The 17,217-nt window shown below is 71.3% G+C and carries 13 protein-coding genes and 1 tRNA gene; 5 read left to right on the top strand and 9 right to left on the bottom strand.

What is annotated here, in order from left to right:
* Positions 1 to 3: 3 nt before the first annotated feature.
* Positions 4 to 1,572, bottom strand: coding sequence for a serine/threonine-protein kinase (locus QSK26_RS01850; protein ID WP_285773155.1), 1,569 nt, complete (start codon positions 1,570 to 1,572; stop codon positions 4 to 6).
* 195 nt (positions 1,573 to 1,767) lie between these two features.
* On the opposite strand from QSK26_RS01850, the gene QSK26_RS01845 reads away from it, so the two are divergent.
* A complete protein-coding gene (locus tag QSK26_RS01845; RefSeq protein ID WP_285773154.1) occupies positions 1,768 to 2,922 on the top strand; it encodes an alanine racemase in 1,155 nt (384 codons plus the stop codon).
* Positions 2,923 to 2,935: 13 nt separating this feature from the next.
* Positions 2,936 to 4,147: a hypothetical protein gene (locus tag QSK26_RS01840; RefSeq protein WP_285773153.1), complete on the top strand. Its 1,212-nt coding sequence runs from the start codon at positions 2,936 to 2,938 to the stop codon at positions 4,145 to 4,147.
* Here QSK26_RS01840 and QSK26_RS01835 read toward each other — a convergent pair.
* The 5 genes from QSK26_RS01835 to QSK26_RS01815 form a co-directional block, all read right to left on the bottom strand.
* Positions 4,131 to 5,126 (bottom strand): LacI family DNA-binding transcriptional regulator, encoded by a 996-nt coding sequence (locus tag QSK26_RS01835; protein WP_285773152.1) that lies wholly within the window; start codon positions 5,124 to 5,126, stop codon positions 4,131 to 4,133. The genes QSK26_RS01840 and QSK26_RS01835 overlap by 17 nt on opposite strands.
* A gap of 31 nt (positions 5,127 to 5,157) precedes the next feature.
* Entirely contained in the window at positions 5,158 to 6,585 is a 1,428-nt protein-coding gene (locus tag QSK26_RS01830; RefSeq protein WP_285773151.1) for a GH1 family beta-glucosidase, read from the bottom strand.
* Positions 6,586 to 6,590: 5 nt separating this feature from the next.
* The gene (locus QSK26_RS01825; RefSeq protein WP_285773150.1) at positions 6,591 to 7,451 is read right to left on the bottom strand and encodes a carbohydrate ABC transporter permease; all 861 of its coding nucleotides are present in this window, start codon (positions 7,449 to 7,451) and stop codon (positions 6,591 to 6,593) included.
* On the bottom strand, positions 7,448 to 8,440 hold the full coding sequence (locus tag QSK26_RS01820; RefSeq protein WP_285773149.1) for a carbohydrate ABC transporter permease: 993 nt from the start codon (positions 8,438 to 8,440) through the stop codon (positions 7,448 to 7,450). Before QSK26_RS01820 ends, QSK26_RS01825 begins: the two co-directional genes overlap by 4 nt.
* A 93-nt stretch (positions 8,441 to 8,533) precedes the next feature.
* Positions 8,534 to 9,829, bottom strand: a complete 1,296-nt coding sequence (locus tag QSK26_RS01815; protein WP_285773148.1) for an ABC transporter substrate-binding protein — start codon at positions 9,827 to 9,829, stop codon at positions 8,534 to 8,536.
* A gap of 269 nt (positions 9,830 to 10,098) precedes the next feature.
* Between QSK26_RS01815 and QSK26_RS01810 the strand changes: the two genes are divergently transcribed.
* Positions 10,099 to 11,484 carry a glycoside hydrolase family 16 protein gene (locus QSK26_RS01810; RefSeq protein WP_285773147.1) on the top strand — a complete coding sequence of 462 codons (1,386 nt, stop codon included), beginning with the start codon at positions 10,099 to 10,101 and terminating at the stop codon, positions 11,482 to 11,484.
* Positions 11,485 to 11,500: 16 nt separating this feature from the next.
* Here the strand turns inward: QSK26_RS01810 and QSK26_RS01805 are convergent, their stop codons facing one another.
* Entirely contained in the window at positions 11,501 to 12,130 is a 630-nt protein-coding gene (locus QSK26_RS01805) for a LysE family translocator (RefSeq protein WP_285773146.1), read from the bottom strand.
* A gap of 139 nt (positions 12,131 to 12,269) precedes the next feature.
* Here QSK26_RS01805 and QSK26_RS01800 point away from each other — a divergent pair, with 139 nt between their 5' ends.
* On the top strand, positions 12,270 to 15,446 hold the full coding sequence (locus tag QSK26_RS01800) for a helix-turn-helix transcriptional regulator (RefSeq protein ID WP_285773145.1): 3,177 nt from the start codon (positions 12,270 to 12,272) through the stop codon (positions 15,444 to 15,446).
* A 241-nt stretch (positions 15,447 to 15,687) separates the two neighbouring features.
* Here the strand turns inward: QSK26_RS01800 and QSK26_RS01795 are convergent, their stop codons facing one another.
* On the bottom strand, positions 15,688 to 16,083 hold the full coding sequence (locus tag QSK26_RS01795) for a response regulator transcription factor (protein WP_285773144.1): 396 nt from the start codon (positions 16,081 to 16,083) through the stop codon (positions 15,688 to 15,690).
* 117 nt (positions 16,084 to 16,200) lie between these two features.
* Here QSK26_RS01795 and QSK26_RS01790 point away from each other — a divergent pair.
* A tRNA-Arg gene (locus tag QSK26_RS01790) sits at positions 16,201 to 16,272 on the top strand.
* Between the two features lie 665 nt (positions 16,273 to 16,937).
* On the opposite strand, the gene QSK26_RS01785 is transcribed toward QSK26_RS01790, so the two are convergent.
* Positions 16,938 to 17,111, bottom strand: coding sequence for a BlaI/MecI/CopY family transcriptional regulator (locus tag QSK26_RS01785; protein ID WP_285773143.1), 174 nt, complete (start codon positions 17,109 to 17,111; stop codon positions 16,938 to 16,940).
* Positions 17,112 to 17,217 lie beyond the last annotated feature (106 nt).

Raw genomic sequence — 17,217 nt, 5'->3', positions numbered from 1 at the left:
CGTTCATCCCGTCCGCTTCAGCGCCGCGACCATCCAGCCCGCCGCCTGCTTGGCGCCGTCGCGGATGGACTTCTCGTCCTGGCTGCCGTCGACGACCGTGTAGCCGACCTGGGCGACGAGGTTGTCGACCCGGAACACCATGTAGCTCTGCTCCAGCTTCAGATGATTGCGGTTGTCATAGACCTGGTAGGTGAACGCCTCGTCGCCGATCCCGCCGACCGGCTCGGGCCCGGTGGTCCGCGCCGAGCGGAGCCCCGCGCTGATCTCGGGCCAGGACCAGGCGACCGTGCCCGAGGGGATCGTCGCGTTGCGCTGGTTGACGAACCGTTCGTGGGCGAGCTGCGGGCTGGCCCCCCAGTGCTTCTCCTCCAGGCCCAGCAGGGTGGGGGCCGCCGACAGGCCCACCCCCTTGGCGGTCCAGTCGCAGCCGCCCGTGTTGTCGGGTTCGCCCTTCGGCTTGGCCACGTCCGGCACCAGCCGGCCGATCTGGGCGGGGGTGAACAGGTCGCAGAACTTCACCGGCACGGAGAACTTCCCCGGAGTCTCGCTCAGCCGGGTCGCCAGGGGAGCCGGGGCCGCCGCCGCGCCCGCGGAGGCGGTGACGTTCACCACGACGACGGTGCCGGCCGCGACCACGGCGAGCGCGGCCACCATGCTCCCCGCCAGCAGCGCGGTACGGCCCCTGCCGGGCGCGGCGGGCGTCTCCTGCTCGGGGGGCGCGGGAACGGCCTGCTCCACGCCCCACGGCACGGAGCCCGGACGCCCCTCGGTGAGGTCGCGCAGTTGCCCGGTGGCCGCGGGGATCGCCGGGCGGGCCGCGGGCTCCGGGTTGAGCAGCGCGGTCAGCACGGGGGTGAGCGGCCCGGCGCGTTCCGGCGGCCTGGGCGGTTCGACGAGCACCTTGGTGAGCACCGCGACCGGCGTTTCCGCGTCGTGCGGCGGCACGCCCTCCACGGCGAAGTAGAGCGTCGCGCCCAGCGACCACAGGTCCGACGCCGGGCCCTCCTCCTCGCCGCGCAGCCGTTCCGGCGCGACGAACGCGGGCGACCCGACGAGGTGCGCGGTGCGGTCCGTCGCCTCCCCGGCCACGCTCGCGATGCCGAAGTCGGTGAGCACCGCGCGCCCGGTCCTGGTGAGCAGGACGTTGCTCGGCTTGATGTCGCGGTGCACGACCCCGGCCGCGTGCGCGACGGCGAGGGCGGACAGCAGGTGCACCCCGATCCTGGCCGCCTGGTGCGGCGGCATCGGCCCGCGCTCGCGCACCATCTGCTCCAGCGAGGTGCCGTTGAGCAGTTCCATGACGAGCCAGGGCCGGCCGTCCTCGACCAGCACGTCGTGCACGGTGACGATCGACGGATGCTTGAGCCGGGCGGCCACGTTGGCCTCCCGCACGGCCGCCTCGCAGATCTCCCGCCGCCGGGCCTCGTCCAGCCCCGGCGCGAGCCGTACCTCCTTGACCGCCACGTCGCGGCTCAGCACGTCGTCGGCGGCCAGCCAGACGGTACCGGCTCCGCCCTCTCCCAGGGGGTTCAGCAGGCGATAGCGTCCGGCGAGGTGTCGAGCGCCGATCAATGTGCTCCCCCGTCTTACGTCTTGTGGCGCATAGCAAAATAGCCACTTACGCACAGGAGGGCTACTTGTCCGGGGGGAATAGGTGTTCTTGTGGCAGATCGCGTGGCAAAGCACCGGTGTCACGAACGTGTCCAGTGCTGAGGCGTCCGGCCGGTAAGGTGCGCTGGGGCTGATGTCGTAGCGAGGGGTGTTTCCGTGAGGGTTCCCGATGAGCCGGTCGGCGGGTGGGCCAAGGGGATCCTCGGGCCGCCGGAGGGTGAGAGCCTGTTCGACGGGCCTTTCAGCTTCCCGCTGATGGTCGCCCGCCGCGACGACCTGCGGCACAACATCGCCACGGTGGCCGCGTTCGCCCGCGACCACGGGCTGGAGCTGGCCCCGCACGCCAAGACGACCATGGCCCCCGCGCTGCTCGCCGACCAGCTCGCCGCGGGCGCGTGGGGGTTCACCGTCGCCACGCCCAGCCAGGCGCTCACGCTGCGCGGCTTCGGCGTCGGCCGGATCGTGCTCGCCAACCAGGTCGTGGACCCCGCCGGGCTGCGCGCGATCGCCGCCGAGCTGGACGCGGACCCGTCGCTTGAGTTCCTGTGCTTCGCCGACTCGGTGGCCGGGATCGAGATCCTCTCCGCGCACGCGGGGAGCCGGCCGTTCCGGGTGCTGGCCGAGCTGGGCCACGTGGGCGGCCGGGGCGGCAGCCGTACCCTTGGGGAGCTGCTCGACGTGGTCGCGGCGGCCAGGGAGGCGCCCGGAGTCGAGGTGGCCGGCGTCGCGGGGTACGAGGGCGGGCTGGGGTCGGCGGCGGAGGTGCGGGCCTACCTCGGCCGGTTACAGGAGGCCCTGGACCACGTCAGGGCGCCCAGGCCCATCCTGTCGGTCGGCGGCAGCCAGTGGTTCGACGTGATCGGCCGCGAGCTGGCCGCCTGCCAGGCCACGATCATCCTGCGCAGCGGCGCCTACGTCTCGCACGACGACGGCTACTACCGCGAGCGCACCCCCTACACCCGGATCGACGGCGAGCTGCGAGCCGCTTTGGAGGTGTGGGCGCACGTGCTGTCCGTGCCCGAGCCGGGTCTCGCCGTCCTCGGCTTCGGCAAGCGTGACGCCCCCTGTGACGAGGGCATGCCGGTGCCCAAGGCGGTCCGCCGCGAGGGGCGCACGAAGCCGCTGGAGGGCGTCGAGGTCGTCAAGGTCCAGGACCAGCACACGATCTGCGCGGGCGAGGCCGGGCTGCGCCCCGGCGACCTGGTGTGCTTCGGCATCTCCCACCCGTGCACGGCCTTCGACAAATGGCGGGTCCTGCCCGTGGTGGACGACCGCCACGTCGTCGTCGATCTGCTGAGAACCTATTTCTGAGATGGGGATCGGGGTGGACAGTTCGCTTTACGTCTTCGCCGAGGACTTCCTGGGCGAGGGGCCGGAGAGTGTGCTCGACCGGGCCGCCGGGTACGGCGTGGCCGGCGTCACCGTGGCGGTGGCCGGGGAGCGCGCCCGCGACGTCACCCCGCACGGCAGGTCCAGGGTGACGGTCCGGCACGACGGCGTCTACTTCGAGCCGCCCGCGGAGCTGTTCCGCGACCTGCGGCTCGCGCCCCCGGTGCAGGACGGCGTCGCGGGGGAGCCGCTGGCCGCCCTCCGCGCGGCGACCGCCGGGCGCGGCCTGCGGATGCACGGCTGGACGGTCTTCCTGCGCAACGCCACCCTCGGCGCCGCCCACCCCGACGTGACCGTGCGCGACTGCTTCGGCGACCCCGGCTCGCCCGCCGACCTGTGCCCGGCTCATCCGGACGTGCGGCTCTACGTCGAGGCGCTGGCCAGGGCGGTCGCCCGGCAGGGCGTGGACAGCGTGGTCGCCGAGGCGCTGCACTTCTTCGGCGGCGGGGCCGGCTACGACCGGTGCCACGTCGCGCTCGGCCCGATGGACGCCTACCTGTTCAGCCTGTGCTTCTGCGAGCACTGCATGGCCAGGGCGGAGGACCTGGGCGTGGACGCCGGCGTGGCCCGCGAGGAGTGCGTGCGCATCCTCGGCGGCGTGCTGGCCGGCGACCCGCCCGCCCAGGGCCAGGTGACCCGCGCCGCGCTGACCGCGTACGCCGGTCCCGAGGTGGTCGCCTACGCCCGCGCCAGGTCGGAGACGGTGACGTCGCTGGTCTCGGCGGTGTCCGCGGCGGTGTCCGCGGAGGGCTCCCTGCTGGTCTTCCTCGACGCCACCGGCGGGGACAAGGGCTGGGCCGACGGCCGCCCCTCGCCCGGCCTCGCGGCGCACGAGGCGTGGCAGCTCGGCGTGGACGTGCTCGCCCTCGGCGACCTGGTGCCCTGCTACGGCGTGCTCGCCTACGCCCGCGATCCGGGCAGGGTGGCCGAGGACGTCGGGGCCTACCGGCGGTCGGTCGGCAAGGACCGCGAGGTGCGGGTCGTGGTCCGGCCCGGCCTGCCGGACACCGACTCCGCCGACGCGCTGGTGGCGAAGGTGCGCGCCGCCCGCGCCGCGGGGGCGCAGGCGGTCGACTTCTACGCGTACGGCCTGCTGCCCTTCCCCGTGCTCGACCGCATCCCCGAGGCCCTCAGCCGGACTCCCTGACCACCAGCTCGGTCGGCAGGATCACCTGGTCCCTGTCCCGCTCGGCGGGCGGCGTGAGCAGCAGCCGGACCATCGCGGTGGCCTGCTCGACGATGGGATGCCGCATCGTCGTCAGCGGCGGCTCGGTGTAACGGGCCGCCTCGATGTCGTCGAACCCGACGATCGACACGTCGTCGGGCACCCGCCGCCCGGCCTGCCGCAGCGCCTGGAGCGCTCCGATGGCCATCAGGTCGTTGGCGGCGAACACCGCGTCCAGCTTCGGGTCGTCCTCCAGGAGCTGGCGCATGGCCACCGCCCCCGACTCGCGGGTGAAGTCGCCGATCGCCACGATCGACCTGCGGTCGGAGTCGCGCAGGACGTTGCGGTAGCCGGTCAGGCGGTCCTGACCGGCGATCATGTCCAGCGGCCCGGCGATGGTGGCGATCCGCCGCCGCCCGGTGTCGAGCAGCCGCCGCACCGCGCTCTCCGCGCCGCCCACGTTGTCGTTGTCCGCGTACGGCAGGTCGACGGCGACCGCCGGCCGGCCGTACGAGACGACGGGGACGCCCATCCTGGTGATCGCGGCGGGCAGCGGGTCCGCGCCGTGCATCGAGATGAGCATGACCCCGTCGACGTGGCCGCCGGCGATGTACCGCTCCACCCGCGCATGGCTCTGCGCGTTGCCGGCCAGCATGAGCACCACCTGCTTGTCGGCGGCCTCCAGCTCCCTGCTGGCCGTCCTGATCACCGTGGAGAACAGCGGATCCTCGGAGAAGACCCTGGTGGGCGGCTCGGAGACCACCAGGGCGATGGAGTCGGTGCGTTGCGTCACCAGGCTCCGCGCGGCGGAGTTGGGCACGTAACCCAGCTCGTTGACCGCCCGGATGACGGCGTCGCGGATCTCGGGGGTGACCGTGGCCTGCCCGTTGACCACCCGGGAGACCGTGGCCCTGGAGACCCCCGCCCGCGCCGCCACCGCCTCCAGAGTGGGCCGTTTCATGCGATGGAGTTCCGTCCGGTGGTCACGTTCCTCATCCTGCCAGGCCGTTGCGGCCGATGACGTCGCGGTACCACAGGGCGCTGTCCTTGGGTGTCCTGGTCTGGGTGGGATAGTCCACGTACACGAGGCCGAATCTGCGCCGGTAGCCCTCGGCCCACTCGAAGTTGTCGAGCAGCGACCAGGCCAGGTAGCCGCGGACGTCCGCGCCCCCCTCGACGGCGGCGTGCACGGCCCGCAGGTGGCCGTCCAGGTAGGAGATCCGGTCCTCGTCGTGCACCCTGCCCTCGGTCAGCACGTCGTCGAAGGCGGCGCCGTTCTCGGTGATGAACAGGCCGACCTCGGGGTAGTCCTGGGACAGCCGCAGCAGCAGCCGGGACAGGCCGGTGGGCACGATCGGCCAGCCCATCGCGGTCTTCGGGGCGTCGGCGGTGGCGAAGCGCACGTCCTCGCTGCCCGGCCAGGCGGCGTCGGCGGGCTCGCCGGGGGCGGCCTCCACGACGCACGGGTTGTAGTAGTTGATCCCGACGAGGTCGATCGGCTGGTTGATGGTCTTCAGGTCGCCGTCCTGGATGTGCTCCAGGCCCGCGTGCCGTTCCACCGTGGCCAGCACCTCGGCGGGATACTCGCCGCGCAGCGCCGGGTCGAGGAACTGCCGGTTGAGCAGACTGTGCACCCGTTCCACGGCGGCGGCGTCGGCCTCGGAGACCGCGGCGGCCGGGTCGTGCACCTGGGCCGGCGTGGCCACCAGCGAGGAGTTGATCACCAGCATCAGCTCCTCGGCGCCCGCCGAGCGCAGCGCCTGCGCGCTCAGGCCGTGCCCGAGCAGCAGGTGGTGCGCGGCCCGCAGCGCGTCGCCCGGGTCGCGCCGCCCCGGCGCGTGCACGCCGTTGCCGTACCCGAGGAACGCCGACACCCACGGCTCGTTCAGCGTCGTCCAGGACCGCACCCGGTCACCCAGCCGGGCGTGCACGGCCACCGCGTAGTCGGCGAACCGGTAGGCCGTGTCCCTGGCCGTCCACCCGCCGCCGTCCTCCAGCGCCTGCGGCAGATCCCAGTGGTAGAGCGTCACGTACGGCGTGATGTCGGCGTCGAGGAGCTCGTCCACCAGGCGGTCGTAGAAGTCCAGGCCGAGCCCGTTCGGCGCGCCCGACCCGTCCGCCTGGATCCGCGGCCAGGCCACCGAGAACCGGTAGGCGCGCAGCCCCAGGTCCCGCATGAGCCGCACGTCGTCGGCGTACCGGTGGTAGTGGTCGCACGCCACCTCGCCGTTGTCGCCGTTGAACACCTTCCCCGGCGTATCGGAGAACGTGTCCCAGATCGATCTCCCTCGTCCGTCCTCCTTCGCCGCTCCCTCGATCTGGTAGGACGCCGTCGCCGCGCCCCAGACGAACCTTTCCGGGAAGTCCACCCGCCCCTGCGTGAGGTAGGAAGGCGCGGTCCCCCGAGTGGTGACGGTCATGGTCATCAACCTTTCACTGCTCCCTGCATGATTCCGCCGATGATTTGCTTGCCGAGTAGCGCGAAGACGATGATCAGTGGCAGCGTCCCCAGCGCCGTCCCGGTCAGCCCCAGGACATAGTCGTTGACGTAACCGCTGGCCAGCGTGGAGAGGGCGACCTGCACCGTCGGGTTCTCCGGGGTGAGGACGACCAGCGGCCAGAAGTAGTCGTTCCAGGCCGTCATGAAGGTGAGCATCCCCAGCACCGCCGCGGCTGGGCGGGCTGCGGGTATCACGACGTGCCAGAACAGGCCCCAGGTGGTGCAGCCGTCGACCCGGCCCGCCTCCAGCAGCTCGGTGGGCAGCGCGCGGGACAGGTACTGCGTCATGAAGAACACGCCGAAGGCGCTGACCAGCGACGGCGCGATCAGCGCGTACATCGTGCCGGTCCATTGGATCTTCACCATGAGCAGGTACAGCGGGATGATCCCGAGTTGCAGCGGCACCATCATGGTCGCCACGGTCATCACCAGCAGCGCGTTCTTGCCGCGGAAGCGCAGCTTGGCGAAGGCGAAGCCGGCCAGCGTGGAGAAGAACATCACCGAGATGGCGATCGACCCGGAGACCAGCACCGAGTTGAGCAGCGCGAGCGCGAACGGCACGGTGTCGAAGACCCGGGCGACGTTGGCGAAGAAGTTGCCGCCGGGAAGGAGCGGCGGCGGCACCTGGGCCAGCGCGGAGTTGTGCCGGGAGGCCACGACCACGCTGAAGTACAGCGGGAACGCCGAGAAGAACGCCACCGCGAGCAGGCTGAGATACGTCAGCCGGCGCGCCGCGGCACTCCCCGTCCGGCCGCTCCTGCCCGCGAGCCTGCTGGTCACGCTCATCCGACACCTCCGCGCATCCTGCGGGTCAGCAGGTAGTTGACGCTCGCCACGACCACCACGAAGACGAACATCACCCACGACGCGGCCGAGGCGTAGCCGAAGTCGAAGTTGGTGAAGGCGTGCTCGTAGACGTAGAGCGCCAGGGTCTGGAACTCCCGGTCGAAGCCTCCGGTGACCATGGTGCCGGCGCCGGTGGTGGTGGCGGCGAAGAGCAGCGGCTCGGCGAGGATCTGCATGGCGCCGATGGTGGAGACGATCACGGTGAACACGATCGTCGGCCGGATCATCGGGATGGTGATCTTGCGGAGCTGGGTGAACTTGGACGCGCCGTCGATGGTGGCCGCCTCGTAGAGATCGCGCGGCACGGCCTGCATCGCGGCCAGGAAGATCAGCGTGTTGTAGCCGGTCCACCGCCACATGATCATGACGGCGAGCGCGATGTGCGAGGTGGCCACTCCCGCCGCCCAGTCGATCGCCCCGAGGCCGAACCACGACAGCACCCAGTTGATCAGCCCGAAGTCACGCCCGAAGAGCTGGCTGAAGATGACCACCACGGCCACCACGCTGGTCACGTTGGGCAGCAGCAGGGTGATCCGGAAGAACGTCTGCGCCCGCAGCGGCCGGTTCAGCAGGTGCGCCAGCCAGATGGCCAGCAGCAACTGGGGAACGGTGGACAGGACGCCGATGGACAGCGTGTTGAAGGTCGCGTTCCAGAAGTAGGGGTCCTGGAGCAGGGTGGCGAAGTTGCCGAGGCCGATGAACTCCTGCGTGTCCGACAGCAGGGTCCACTCGTGCAGGCTGACCCAGGCCGTGTAGGCCAGCGGGAAGAGCCCGAACGCCGCGAACAGCAGGAAGAACGGGGCGATGTACGCGTACGGCGAGCCCTTGACGTCGAGCCGGTGGAGCAGTCCGCGGCGCCCGAGACGATGGGAGCGCGGGGCCGGACCACCGGGGGGAGCCGCCGGGCGGTCCGGGGCACGGGTGGCCATGCCGGATCCTTTCTGGACGGGCTTTCTGGACGGGGAGGGGGACGCGGGGGAGGGGCGGGCCGGCCCGCCGGTGCCGGGCCGGCGCCCCTGCGCCTACTTGATCTTGCCGACGTCCGACAGGACCTGCGTCCACGCCTCGTCAGGCGTCTGCTGGCCCTGCTCCACCCGGCCGAGGCCGTTGGCGACGGCCGTGCGGACCTCCGCCTCCTTGGGGCCGAGGTGCTGCGGCTTGAGCGCCTTCGCGGCGTCCGAGTAGATCTTCCCGACCGGCGCGTCGTTGAAGAACGGCTTCTTGAAGTCCTGGACCGCCGGGTCGTCGTACAGCGCGGGGATGGAGGGGAAGGTGCCCTCCTCCTTGAACACCTTCGCCTGGTTCTCGGGCGAGGTGAGGAAGTTGATCAGCTCGGCGGCCTCCTTGGGGTGCTTGCCCTGCTTGGGCAGCATCAGGTGGGAGCCGCCGCTGTTGCCGCCGCCGCCGGGCACCGCCGCGATGTCCCACTTGCCGGAGGCGTCCGCGGCCTGCTCCTGGATGAAGCCGGTCATCCAGGCGGGACAGATGATGGTGGCGAAGGATCCCTTCGCGAAGCCGGTGTTCCACGGCGGGGAGAACGCGGCCAGCTTGGCCGTCAGGTTGTTCTGGCTGAGCTGGTTGGACAGGTCCCAGGCCTTCTTCACCTCGGGGTTGGAGGAGACGACGATGTTGTCCTGGGCGTCGTACAGGCCGACGGCGGCCTGGTTGACGATCGCGCGGAAGATCTCACCGGGGCTGTCCACGAACTTCGCGCCCTCGACGCCGGCCGCGGCGAACTTCTTGCCGGTCTCGATGTACTGCTCCCACGTCGGCCAGAGCTTCGAGACCTCGTCCCGCTCGCTGGGCAGCCCGGCCTTCTCGAACAGGTCGGTGCGGTAGCACATCGCGAGCCCGCCGACGTCGGTGCCGAGGCCGAGGAGCTGGGAGCCGTCCTTGGACAGGCCCTGCTGCCACTTCCAGTCGAGGAAGTCGGCCTGCCGACTCTCCAGGCCGTACTCCTTTAAGTTGTGGAACCTGTCGGGTGTCGAGGTGAAGGTGCTGATGTAGCCGACCTCGACGGCCTCGATGTCCGCGGCGCCCGCGTTGGTGGCAAGCCGCTTGATCAGGTTGTTGTGGTGGTCCGCGAACTCCGCTCTGCGCTCCACGATCTCGATGTTCGGGTGCGTCTTCTTGTACTCCTCGTACAACGGCACGAAGCCCAGGTCGCCGAAGAGGCCGACGGTGAGCTTGACCTTCTCACCGGGCGCCGCGGCCGATGGTGCTCCGGAGCCGCCGTCGGAGCCGCCGCAGGCGGCCACGCTCACGGTCAGAAGTGCGGCGACCATCGATGCGAGAAGCCGGGGGCGCAACATACCCATGGAACCCTCCTGGGGGTCCGAATAAGTTGATCTTCTTGAGAGCGCTCTCTCCGAAGACTGGTTGCCGTTGCGTTAAGTGTCAACAGCTCCAGGCGTAACGATCGCCGTTATCTTGTTTCCACGGTGTGGGCGGCATGTTTCCGTGTGATGAAGTCAAGGCCCTTGACAGGCGCGCTGTCACAGTGGACGCTCTGGGCCTTGAGAGCGCTCTCCTCTTGGCCCCCGTCGTTGTGCGTGCGGCGGCGGCACCCCCCATCGAGGAGACAGTCATGCGCCGATGGTTCATCGCAATGCTCACCGCCGTGGCGGCGGCGCTCGCCGTCGCCGCCGCCCCGGCGGGGGCGGACGTGCCACCCACCCCCGGAGGGTGGTCCCTGGTCTGGTCCGACGACTTCAACGGCCCGTCCGGCTCGTCGCCGTCCAGCGCCAACTGGATCGTGGACACCGGGCACGGTTACCCGGGCGGTCCCGGCAACTGGGGCACCGGCGAGATCCAGAACTACACCGCCGACCCCGCCAACCTCAGCCTCGACGGCTCGGGCAACCTGCGCATCACCCCGATCAAGAGTGCCTCGGGCGCCTGGACCTCGGCCCGGATCGAGACCCGCCGCTCCGACTTCAAGCCGGCCGACGGGCGGATCCTGCGCATCGAGGGCCGCATCCAGATGCCGAACGTCACCGGCGCCGCCGCGCTCGGCTACTGGCCGGCGTTCTGGGCGCTCGGCTCGCCGTACCGGGGCAACTACTGGAACTGGCCGGCCATCGGCGAGTTCGACATCATGGAGAACGTCAACGGGCTGAACTCCGTGTGGGCCGTGCTGCACTGCGGCGTCACCCCCGGCGGCCCGTGCAACGAGACCAACGGGCTCGGCGCCAGCCGCCCCTGCCCCGGGTCCACCTGCCAGTCGGCCATGCACACCTACCGCTTCGAGTGGGACCGCAGCATCTCGCCCAACCAGCTCAGGTGGTACGTGGACGGGCAGCTCTACCACACCCTCACCCAGAGCCAGTTCGACGCCACCACCTGGTCCAACATGACCGGCCACGCCGGTTACTTCCTGCTGCTCAACGTGGCCATGGGCGGCGGCTTCCCGAACGGCGTGGCCGGGTTCACCACGCCCACCGCCTCCACCGTCTCCGGCCGGCCCATGCTCGTGGACTACGTGGCCGTCTACCAGAGCGGCACCCCGACCACCCCGCCCACCGACCCGCCCACCGACCCGCCGACGAACCCGCCGGGCGACGGCTTCGACGCGCGCTCCGCCATCCAGGCGGAAAGCGCCAACGCCCAGTCCGGCACCGGGACCGAGACGACCACCGACACCGGCGGCGGCCAGAACGTCACCCGCGTCGGCAACGGCGACTGGCTGCGCTTCGACAACGTCCGCTTCGGCACCACCCCCGCCACGCAGTTCACCGCCCGGGTCGCCTCCGGCGCGGGGGGCGGCGTGAGCGGCCTGGTCCAGGCGCGGCTCGGCAGCCCGACCGGCACGCTGCTCGGCGACTTCGCGGTCGGCAACACCGGCGGCTGGCAGAGCTGGCGCACCGTACCGGCCAACATCTCCGCCGTGACCGGCACGCAGACCGTCTACGTCACCTTCACCAGCGGCCAGCCGGCCGACTTCGTGAACGTCAACTGGATCCGCTTCTCCTGACCCGGGTGGTCACCGCTCAGGACGGCCGCGCCGAGCCGAACGCGGTGACCACGCCGAGGGCCAGGTAGACGACGCCGCTGACCCGGCCCAGCAGGCGGGCGCGGCCGCGCAGCCGCGCGCCGACCGCGCCCGCCCCCACCGCGTACACCGTGTCGACGGTCAGCCCGACCGTGAACAGGGTGAGCCCGAGGACCACGGTCTGCGCCGGTACGGCTCCCGCCGCCGGGTCGACGAACTGCGGCAGGAAGGCGAGGAAGAACAGGATCACCTTCGGGTTCAGCACGTTCACCACGACGCCCTCGAAGAAGACGGCGGACAGCGGCTGCGACGGCTCGGCGGCCACCCGCTCCTCCGCCTCGTGCCTGCGCAGCAGCGCCCGCACGCCCAGATAGCAGAGATAGCCGACCCCGGCCCACTTCACCACGTTGAACAGCACCATCGACCGGGCGACCAGGTACGACAGCCCGGCCGCCGCCGCCGCGATGTGCAGCAGCGTGCCCGTCTCCACCCCGAGCGCCGACGCCAGCCCCGCCGGCCGGCCCTGGGAGACGGCGCGGGCGGTGATGTAGAGATGGTTCGGCCCCGGCACGACGACGAAGGCGAAACAACTGGCCAGGAAGAGCGCGTAAGTGGAAAGCGGAATCACGGCCTGAACGTTATTACTGCCGAAACCCTCTCAAGAGGGCCATTTCCCATCCGGCTTCCTGGGCCAATCGGCCACGGACCGGGCATGGGATACTCGGCGGCGGGGGCGCTCCGTGCTCCCGGGTAGGCAGGACGGTGACGTGAATCTGAGAACGGCGGAACCCCCGGCGAGCAGTCTGGTCGGGCGGACCGGCGAGCTGGACCGTCTCCTGGGCGTGGCCCGCGCCGCCGCGGCGGGCGCCGCCGGCGTCGCGCTCGTCGGCGGAGACGCCGGCATCGGCAAGACCCGCCTGATCACCGAACTGGCCCGGCGCGCCGTGGCCGAGGGCTTCGCCGTCCTCGCCGGGCAGTGCGCCGAACTCGGCGACGCCGTGCCGTACCTCCCCCTCGCCGACGCCCTCCGCGACGCCGCCCCCGAGATCGTCTCCTCTTGGCCGGTCCTGCGCCGCCTGCTCCCCGGCGGTTCCGGCGGGGCCGCCGCTCCGCCGGGAGCCGGGTCGCCTCTGGCCGGTGGGGACGGCGAGCGGGAGCGGGGGCTGACCCAGCAGCGGCTGTTCGGCTCCACGCTCGCCCTGCTCGCCGAGCTGTCCGCGGAACGCCCGGTCATGCTGATCTTCGAAGACCTGCACTGGGCCGACCGGTCCAGCCGCGACCTGCTGGTCTTCCTCACCCGCATGCTGCAGACCGAGCGCGTCTGCCTCGTCGGCACCTACCGCACCGACGACCTGCACCGCCGCCACCCGCTCCGCCCGCTGCTGGCCGAGCTGCGCCGCCTGCCCGCCGTCACCACCGTCGAACTCCGCCCGCTCGGCCCCGACGAGCTCGCCGGCCACCTGGCCGAGCTGGACGACGGGGACAAGGCCGCCATCAGCGCCGTCGTCGCCCGCGCCGAGGGCAACCCGTTCTACGCCGAGGAACTGCTCGCCGCCTACGGCGACGGCCTGCCGGAAAACCTCGCCGAGCTGCTGCTCGCCCGGGTCGAACGCCTGTCGGAGCCCGCCCAGTCGGTGCTCCGCGCCGCCGCCGTCGCCGGCCGCCGGGTCGACGACGACCTGCTCAGCCAGGTGACCACGCTCGACGACGACGTGATGCGGGAGATCCTGTCCAGGGGTCTCATGCTCCGCGACGGGCAGGGATACCAGTTCCGGCACGCGCTGCTCCAGGAGGCCGTCTACACCGACCTGCTGCCGGGGGAGCGGAACCGGTTGCACACCGCGTTCGCCACGCTGATCGCCGCGAACGGCGGCTCCTACGCCGAGCTCGCCCACCACTGCCTCGCCAGCCACGACCTGCCCGGCGCGCTCGCCGCTTCCGCCGAGGCCGGCCGCCGGGCCATGCGCCTCGGCGCCCCCGCCGAAGCCCACCGCCACTTCGACCAGGCCCTCGACCTGTGGGACCGGGTGCCGGAACCGAACCGGCTGGCCGGCGCCGACCACGCCGCCATCGGCCTGCTCAGCGCCATCGCCGCCGCCGACAGCGGGGACAACCACCGCGCGGTCGCCCAGCTGCGCCAGCTCCCGCCCTCTCCCGAGGTGAACGAGCGCCTCGCCTACTACCTCGCCGAACTCGACGACGTCCCCGGCTCGGCCGCCGCCGCCCAGGCCGCCGTCGACGCCGCCCCGTACGGCCCGCTGCTCGCCCGCGCCCTCGCCACCTATGCCCGCTGCCTGGCCTGGACGCCGCGCCAGGGCGAGATCAAGGGCCTCGCCACCCGCGCCCTGGAGGTCGCCTCCGCCACCGGCGCCGTCGACGCCGAGAACAGCGCCCTCATCGCCCTGTCCACCTTCGTCGAGATGGAAGGCGACACCGACCAGTCCATCCGGCTGCTCACCCGGGCCTGCGCCCAGCGCTCCACCGACCTGTCCGTCGACCTGCGCGCCCTGTTCCACCTGGGCCGCGTCCACTACGAACGCGGCGAACTCGCCATCGCCGCCCCCATCGTCGACGGCGGCATCGCCCTGGCCGGCGAAATCGGCCTGCACTGGAGCACGTACGGCACCGACCTGCGCTTCCTCCGCTTCCTCATCCACTACGTCGCCGGCGAATGGGACGCCGCAGAGCAGGTCGCCGCCGGTTTCGCCCTCCGCGTCGGCACCCCCGCCGAGGCCGTCCTGTCGTCCTTCGCCCTCTTCGTGGAGGTCGCCAGGGGCCTCCCCGCCGTGACGGAACGCCTCGCCTGGCTCCGCCGCTTCTGGCACGAACCGGTCGTCGCCGACATGGCCAGGGGCCTGGAAGCCGAACACGCCATCTGGCAGGGCGACCCCCACGCCGCCCTGGACCACGTGGCCGCCGTCCTCCACGTCGTCGAACCCTTCGACCCGGTCGTCATCCGCATAGCCACCACCGGCCTAACCGCCCTGGCCGACCTCACCACCCCCACCCCCTCCACTACCGGCGATACCAGGAACGCGCCCGCCGCCGTCCTGGGCGCCGCCCCCGCGCAGGCGGGTGCTAGGACCCTCGCGGAGGCCGGTACTTCCGCGAGCGTCGCCGCGTTCGCGCGCACGAATACCGACTCCCACGCGGATTCCGTTCTTGTAAGCATGGCCGCGTCCCCGCCCACGGCTACGCGCACGGGGACCCTCACGGGCGTCGCGCGAGGCGGAGACGCGGGGCACGGCGGCCACGTGGTGAACACCCGGCGGGGCGCGGCCCGGATCGGCGGCAGTGCCGCGCTGGCCGCACACCAGGCCCTCACCCCCGACGTACTCCTCGCCGCCGCCCGCCACGCCGCCGCCACCGGTCCCGACCTCACGCCCAGAGGCCCCCTAGGCGTCGAGGCCCAGGCGTGGCTGGCCCGCGCCGAAGCCGAATGGCACCGCGCCCACGGCACCGACACCCCGGCCATCTGGGAGAAGGTCGTCACCGCCTTCGACTACGGCTTCACCTACGAGGTCGCCCGCTCCCGCTGGCGGCTGGCCGAATCCCTCGTCGCCGCCGGAGACCGCAAAGCCGCGCAAACCCAATGGGAACTCGCCACCACCACCGCGAACGCCCTACGCGCCACCCCCCTCGCCGACGCCCTCACCGCCCTGGCCCGCCGCGCCCGCCTCACCACCAAACCGACCGACCCCAAACCCAGCACCGACCCCAAACCCAGCAACACCAGACCCGGCGCCGACACCAGGCAACCCCCGCTCACCGACCGCGAACGCGAGGTCCTCGCCCTGGTCGCCGAGGGCCTCACCAACCGCGAAATCGCCGCCCGCCTGGTCATCGCCCAAAAAACGGTAAGCGTCCACGTCTCCAACATCCTCGCCAAACTAGGCGTCTCCACCCGAACCCAAGCCGCCGCCCACCTCCACAACCACCGCTAAACCACCCCCAACCGCCACAACCACCACCCCACCCACGTACGGCGCAGGGAGATACCACCGCACCAACCCCAAGGGCCACCGCACCGACACCGGGGAGTACGACATAGCCCCCGGTGGCCGTCACGACGGAGACCCAGCCGTCCCCTGCACTAACACTCCCCAAAGGGCCGGCGACAGCGAAAAGCGGCACACCCCCCACGTACGGCAGGCGACCCCGCCACGCCCGGAAGGCGGTGTGACGCTAAGCCCGCCCCGCACGCGCGGACACGGCGAGATCCCGCACCACCTGGATCAACTCGGCAGGATCGAACGGCTTGGTGAGATAGGCGTCCACGCCGATCCCCAGGCCGCGCTGCCGGTCATGCTCCTGGGCCCGCGCCGTGATCAGCACCACCTTGATGTGGCTGGTCTCCTCATCGTTCCTGAGGCGCGCCGCGGTGACCCAGCCGTCGAGCCGAGGCATCATCACGTCCAGCGTGATCACGTCGGGCATCACGTCCAGCACGCGATCAAGACAGTCCTGCCCATCGCAGGCGGTCTCGACCTGGAACCCCTCCAGCGTCAGGTTGACCGCGATGAGCTGCCGGATGACCTCATCATCATCCACTACGAGTACCCGCCCGAGAACCTCACCCACGGCCGCGAGGCTAACTCTTCCAAGGGGGGTCCCGTGCGACTTTCGAGGGATGTGTGCCCTGAGCGATATCAAGGTGACGAGTGATGGTCAGATGCTGGTAGCCTTATCTCTCGTCAGGCCCCCTTAGCTCAGGGGATAGAGCACCGGCCTCCGGAGCCGGGAGCGCAAGTTCGAATCTTGCAGGGGGCACACAGTCTTGATCAGTGATTTGGCCGCTGACCAGGGCAGATGGCAAAGCAACGGGCGGGTCTCCAATCTCACGGAGTCCCGCCCATTCTCGTTGTGGAACACTGGTTGTGGACCAGTTGTGGACCCATGATCGCCTGAACCACTTGGCTTTACATGACCACGCCGAGGCCGGCCGACCCAAGGGTCTGCGCGGACTGACCATCTCATCGCGTGGCGACACGTCCGCTCTTACCGATGAGCGCGCGTTGCGCGGTTCAACCCATCTCCACGCGGGCGGCCCACCGGGCCGCTTGCTCGACGCTGTGGACCTAGCTAGGGCTTGATGTCCTCGAGCAGGGCTCCGGACTGTGCACTGGAACTGGCCAGGTAGGCGAGGACCGCATCAGGTTCAACGAGCCGTTGGGTGATCGCGTGGTGCTGGACGCGAAGACTGGACTACCGGTCCTGTGCCATCGTGCGCACAACGCCTGCCGTGCCTGAAACGGCTGACGTCGACTGTTAGACCGAGGAATTCGCGTTCCTGGCGGCAACGTCCCGGCCCCCTCGGGGATGGCTCGGCCTGGTGACGCGGCGCCGTCCGGGGCGATCGCCACCGCGGTCACCTCGTCGGTGTACGGTCTCCCGACCTTCCACATCGGCTTCGCGCACGTTTGCCGGCTTAGCTCTCAACGGTCCATCTCGGGCACCATGCCCTTGCGCGACAGCCGCGGCAGAACGGTCAGCACCGTGGTGACCGCGGGCTCGGAGGGCAGCGCGTTCGCCAGGTCCTGCGCGAGCATCCCCTCCGGGTGGCTCCACAGGGCCTCCATGACCGCCCGCTCCAGGTTGCCGAGCCACACCGTCCCACCCCGGTCCCCGTCCTGGCCTCTACCGAGAGTAGAAGGCTATCGGCCCGCCGGGCGGCCCCGGCCGTCACTCCTCGGCCGGGACGGCTTCGTAGGCGGG

This window comes from Microtetraspora sp. NBRC 13810, from assembly GCF_030268685.1.
In the GTDB taxonomy this organism is placed as follows: domain Bacteria; phylum Actinomycetota; class Actinomycetes; order Streptosporangiales; family Streptosporangiaceae; genus BSRQ01.
The sequence above is the reverse complement of the archived record's forward strand: the minus strand, read 5'-3'. Positions and strand labels throughout refer to the sequence as shown.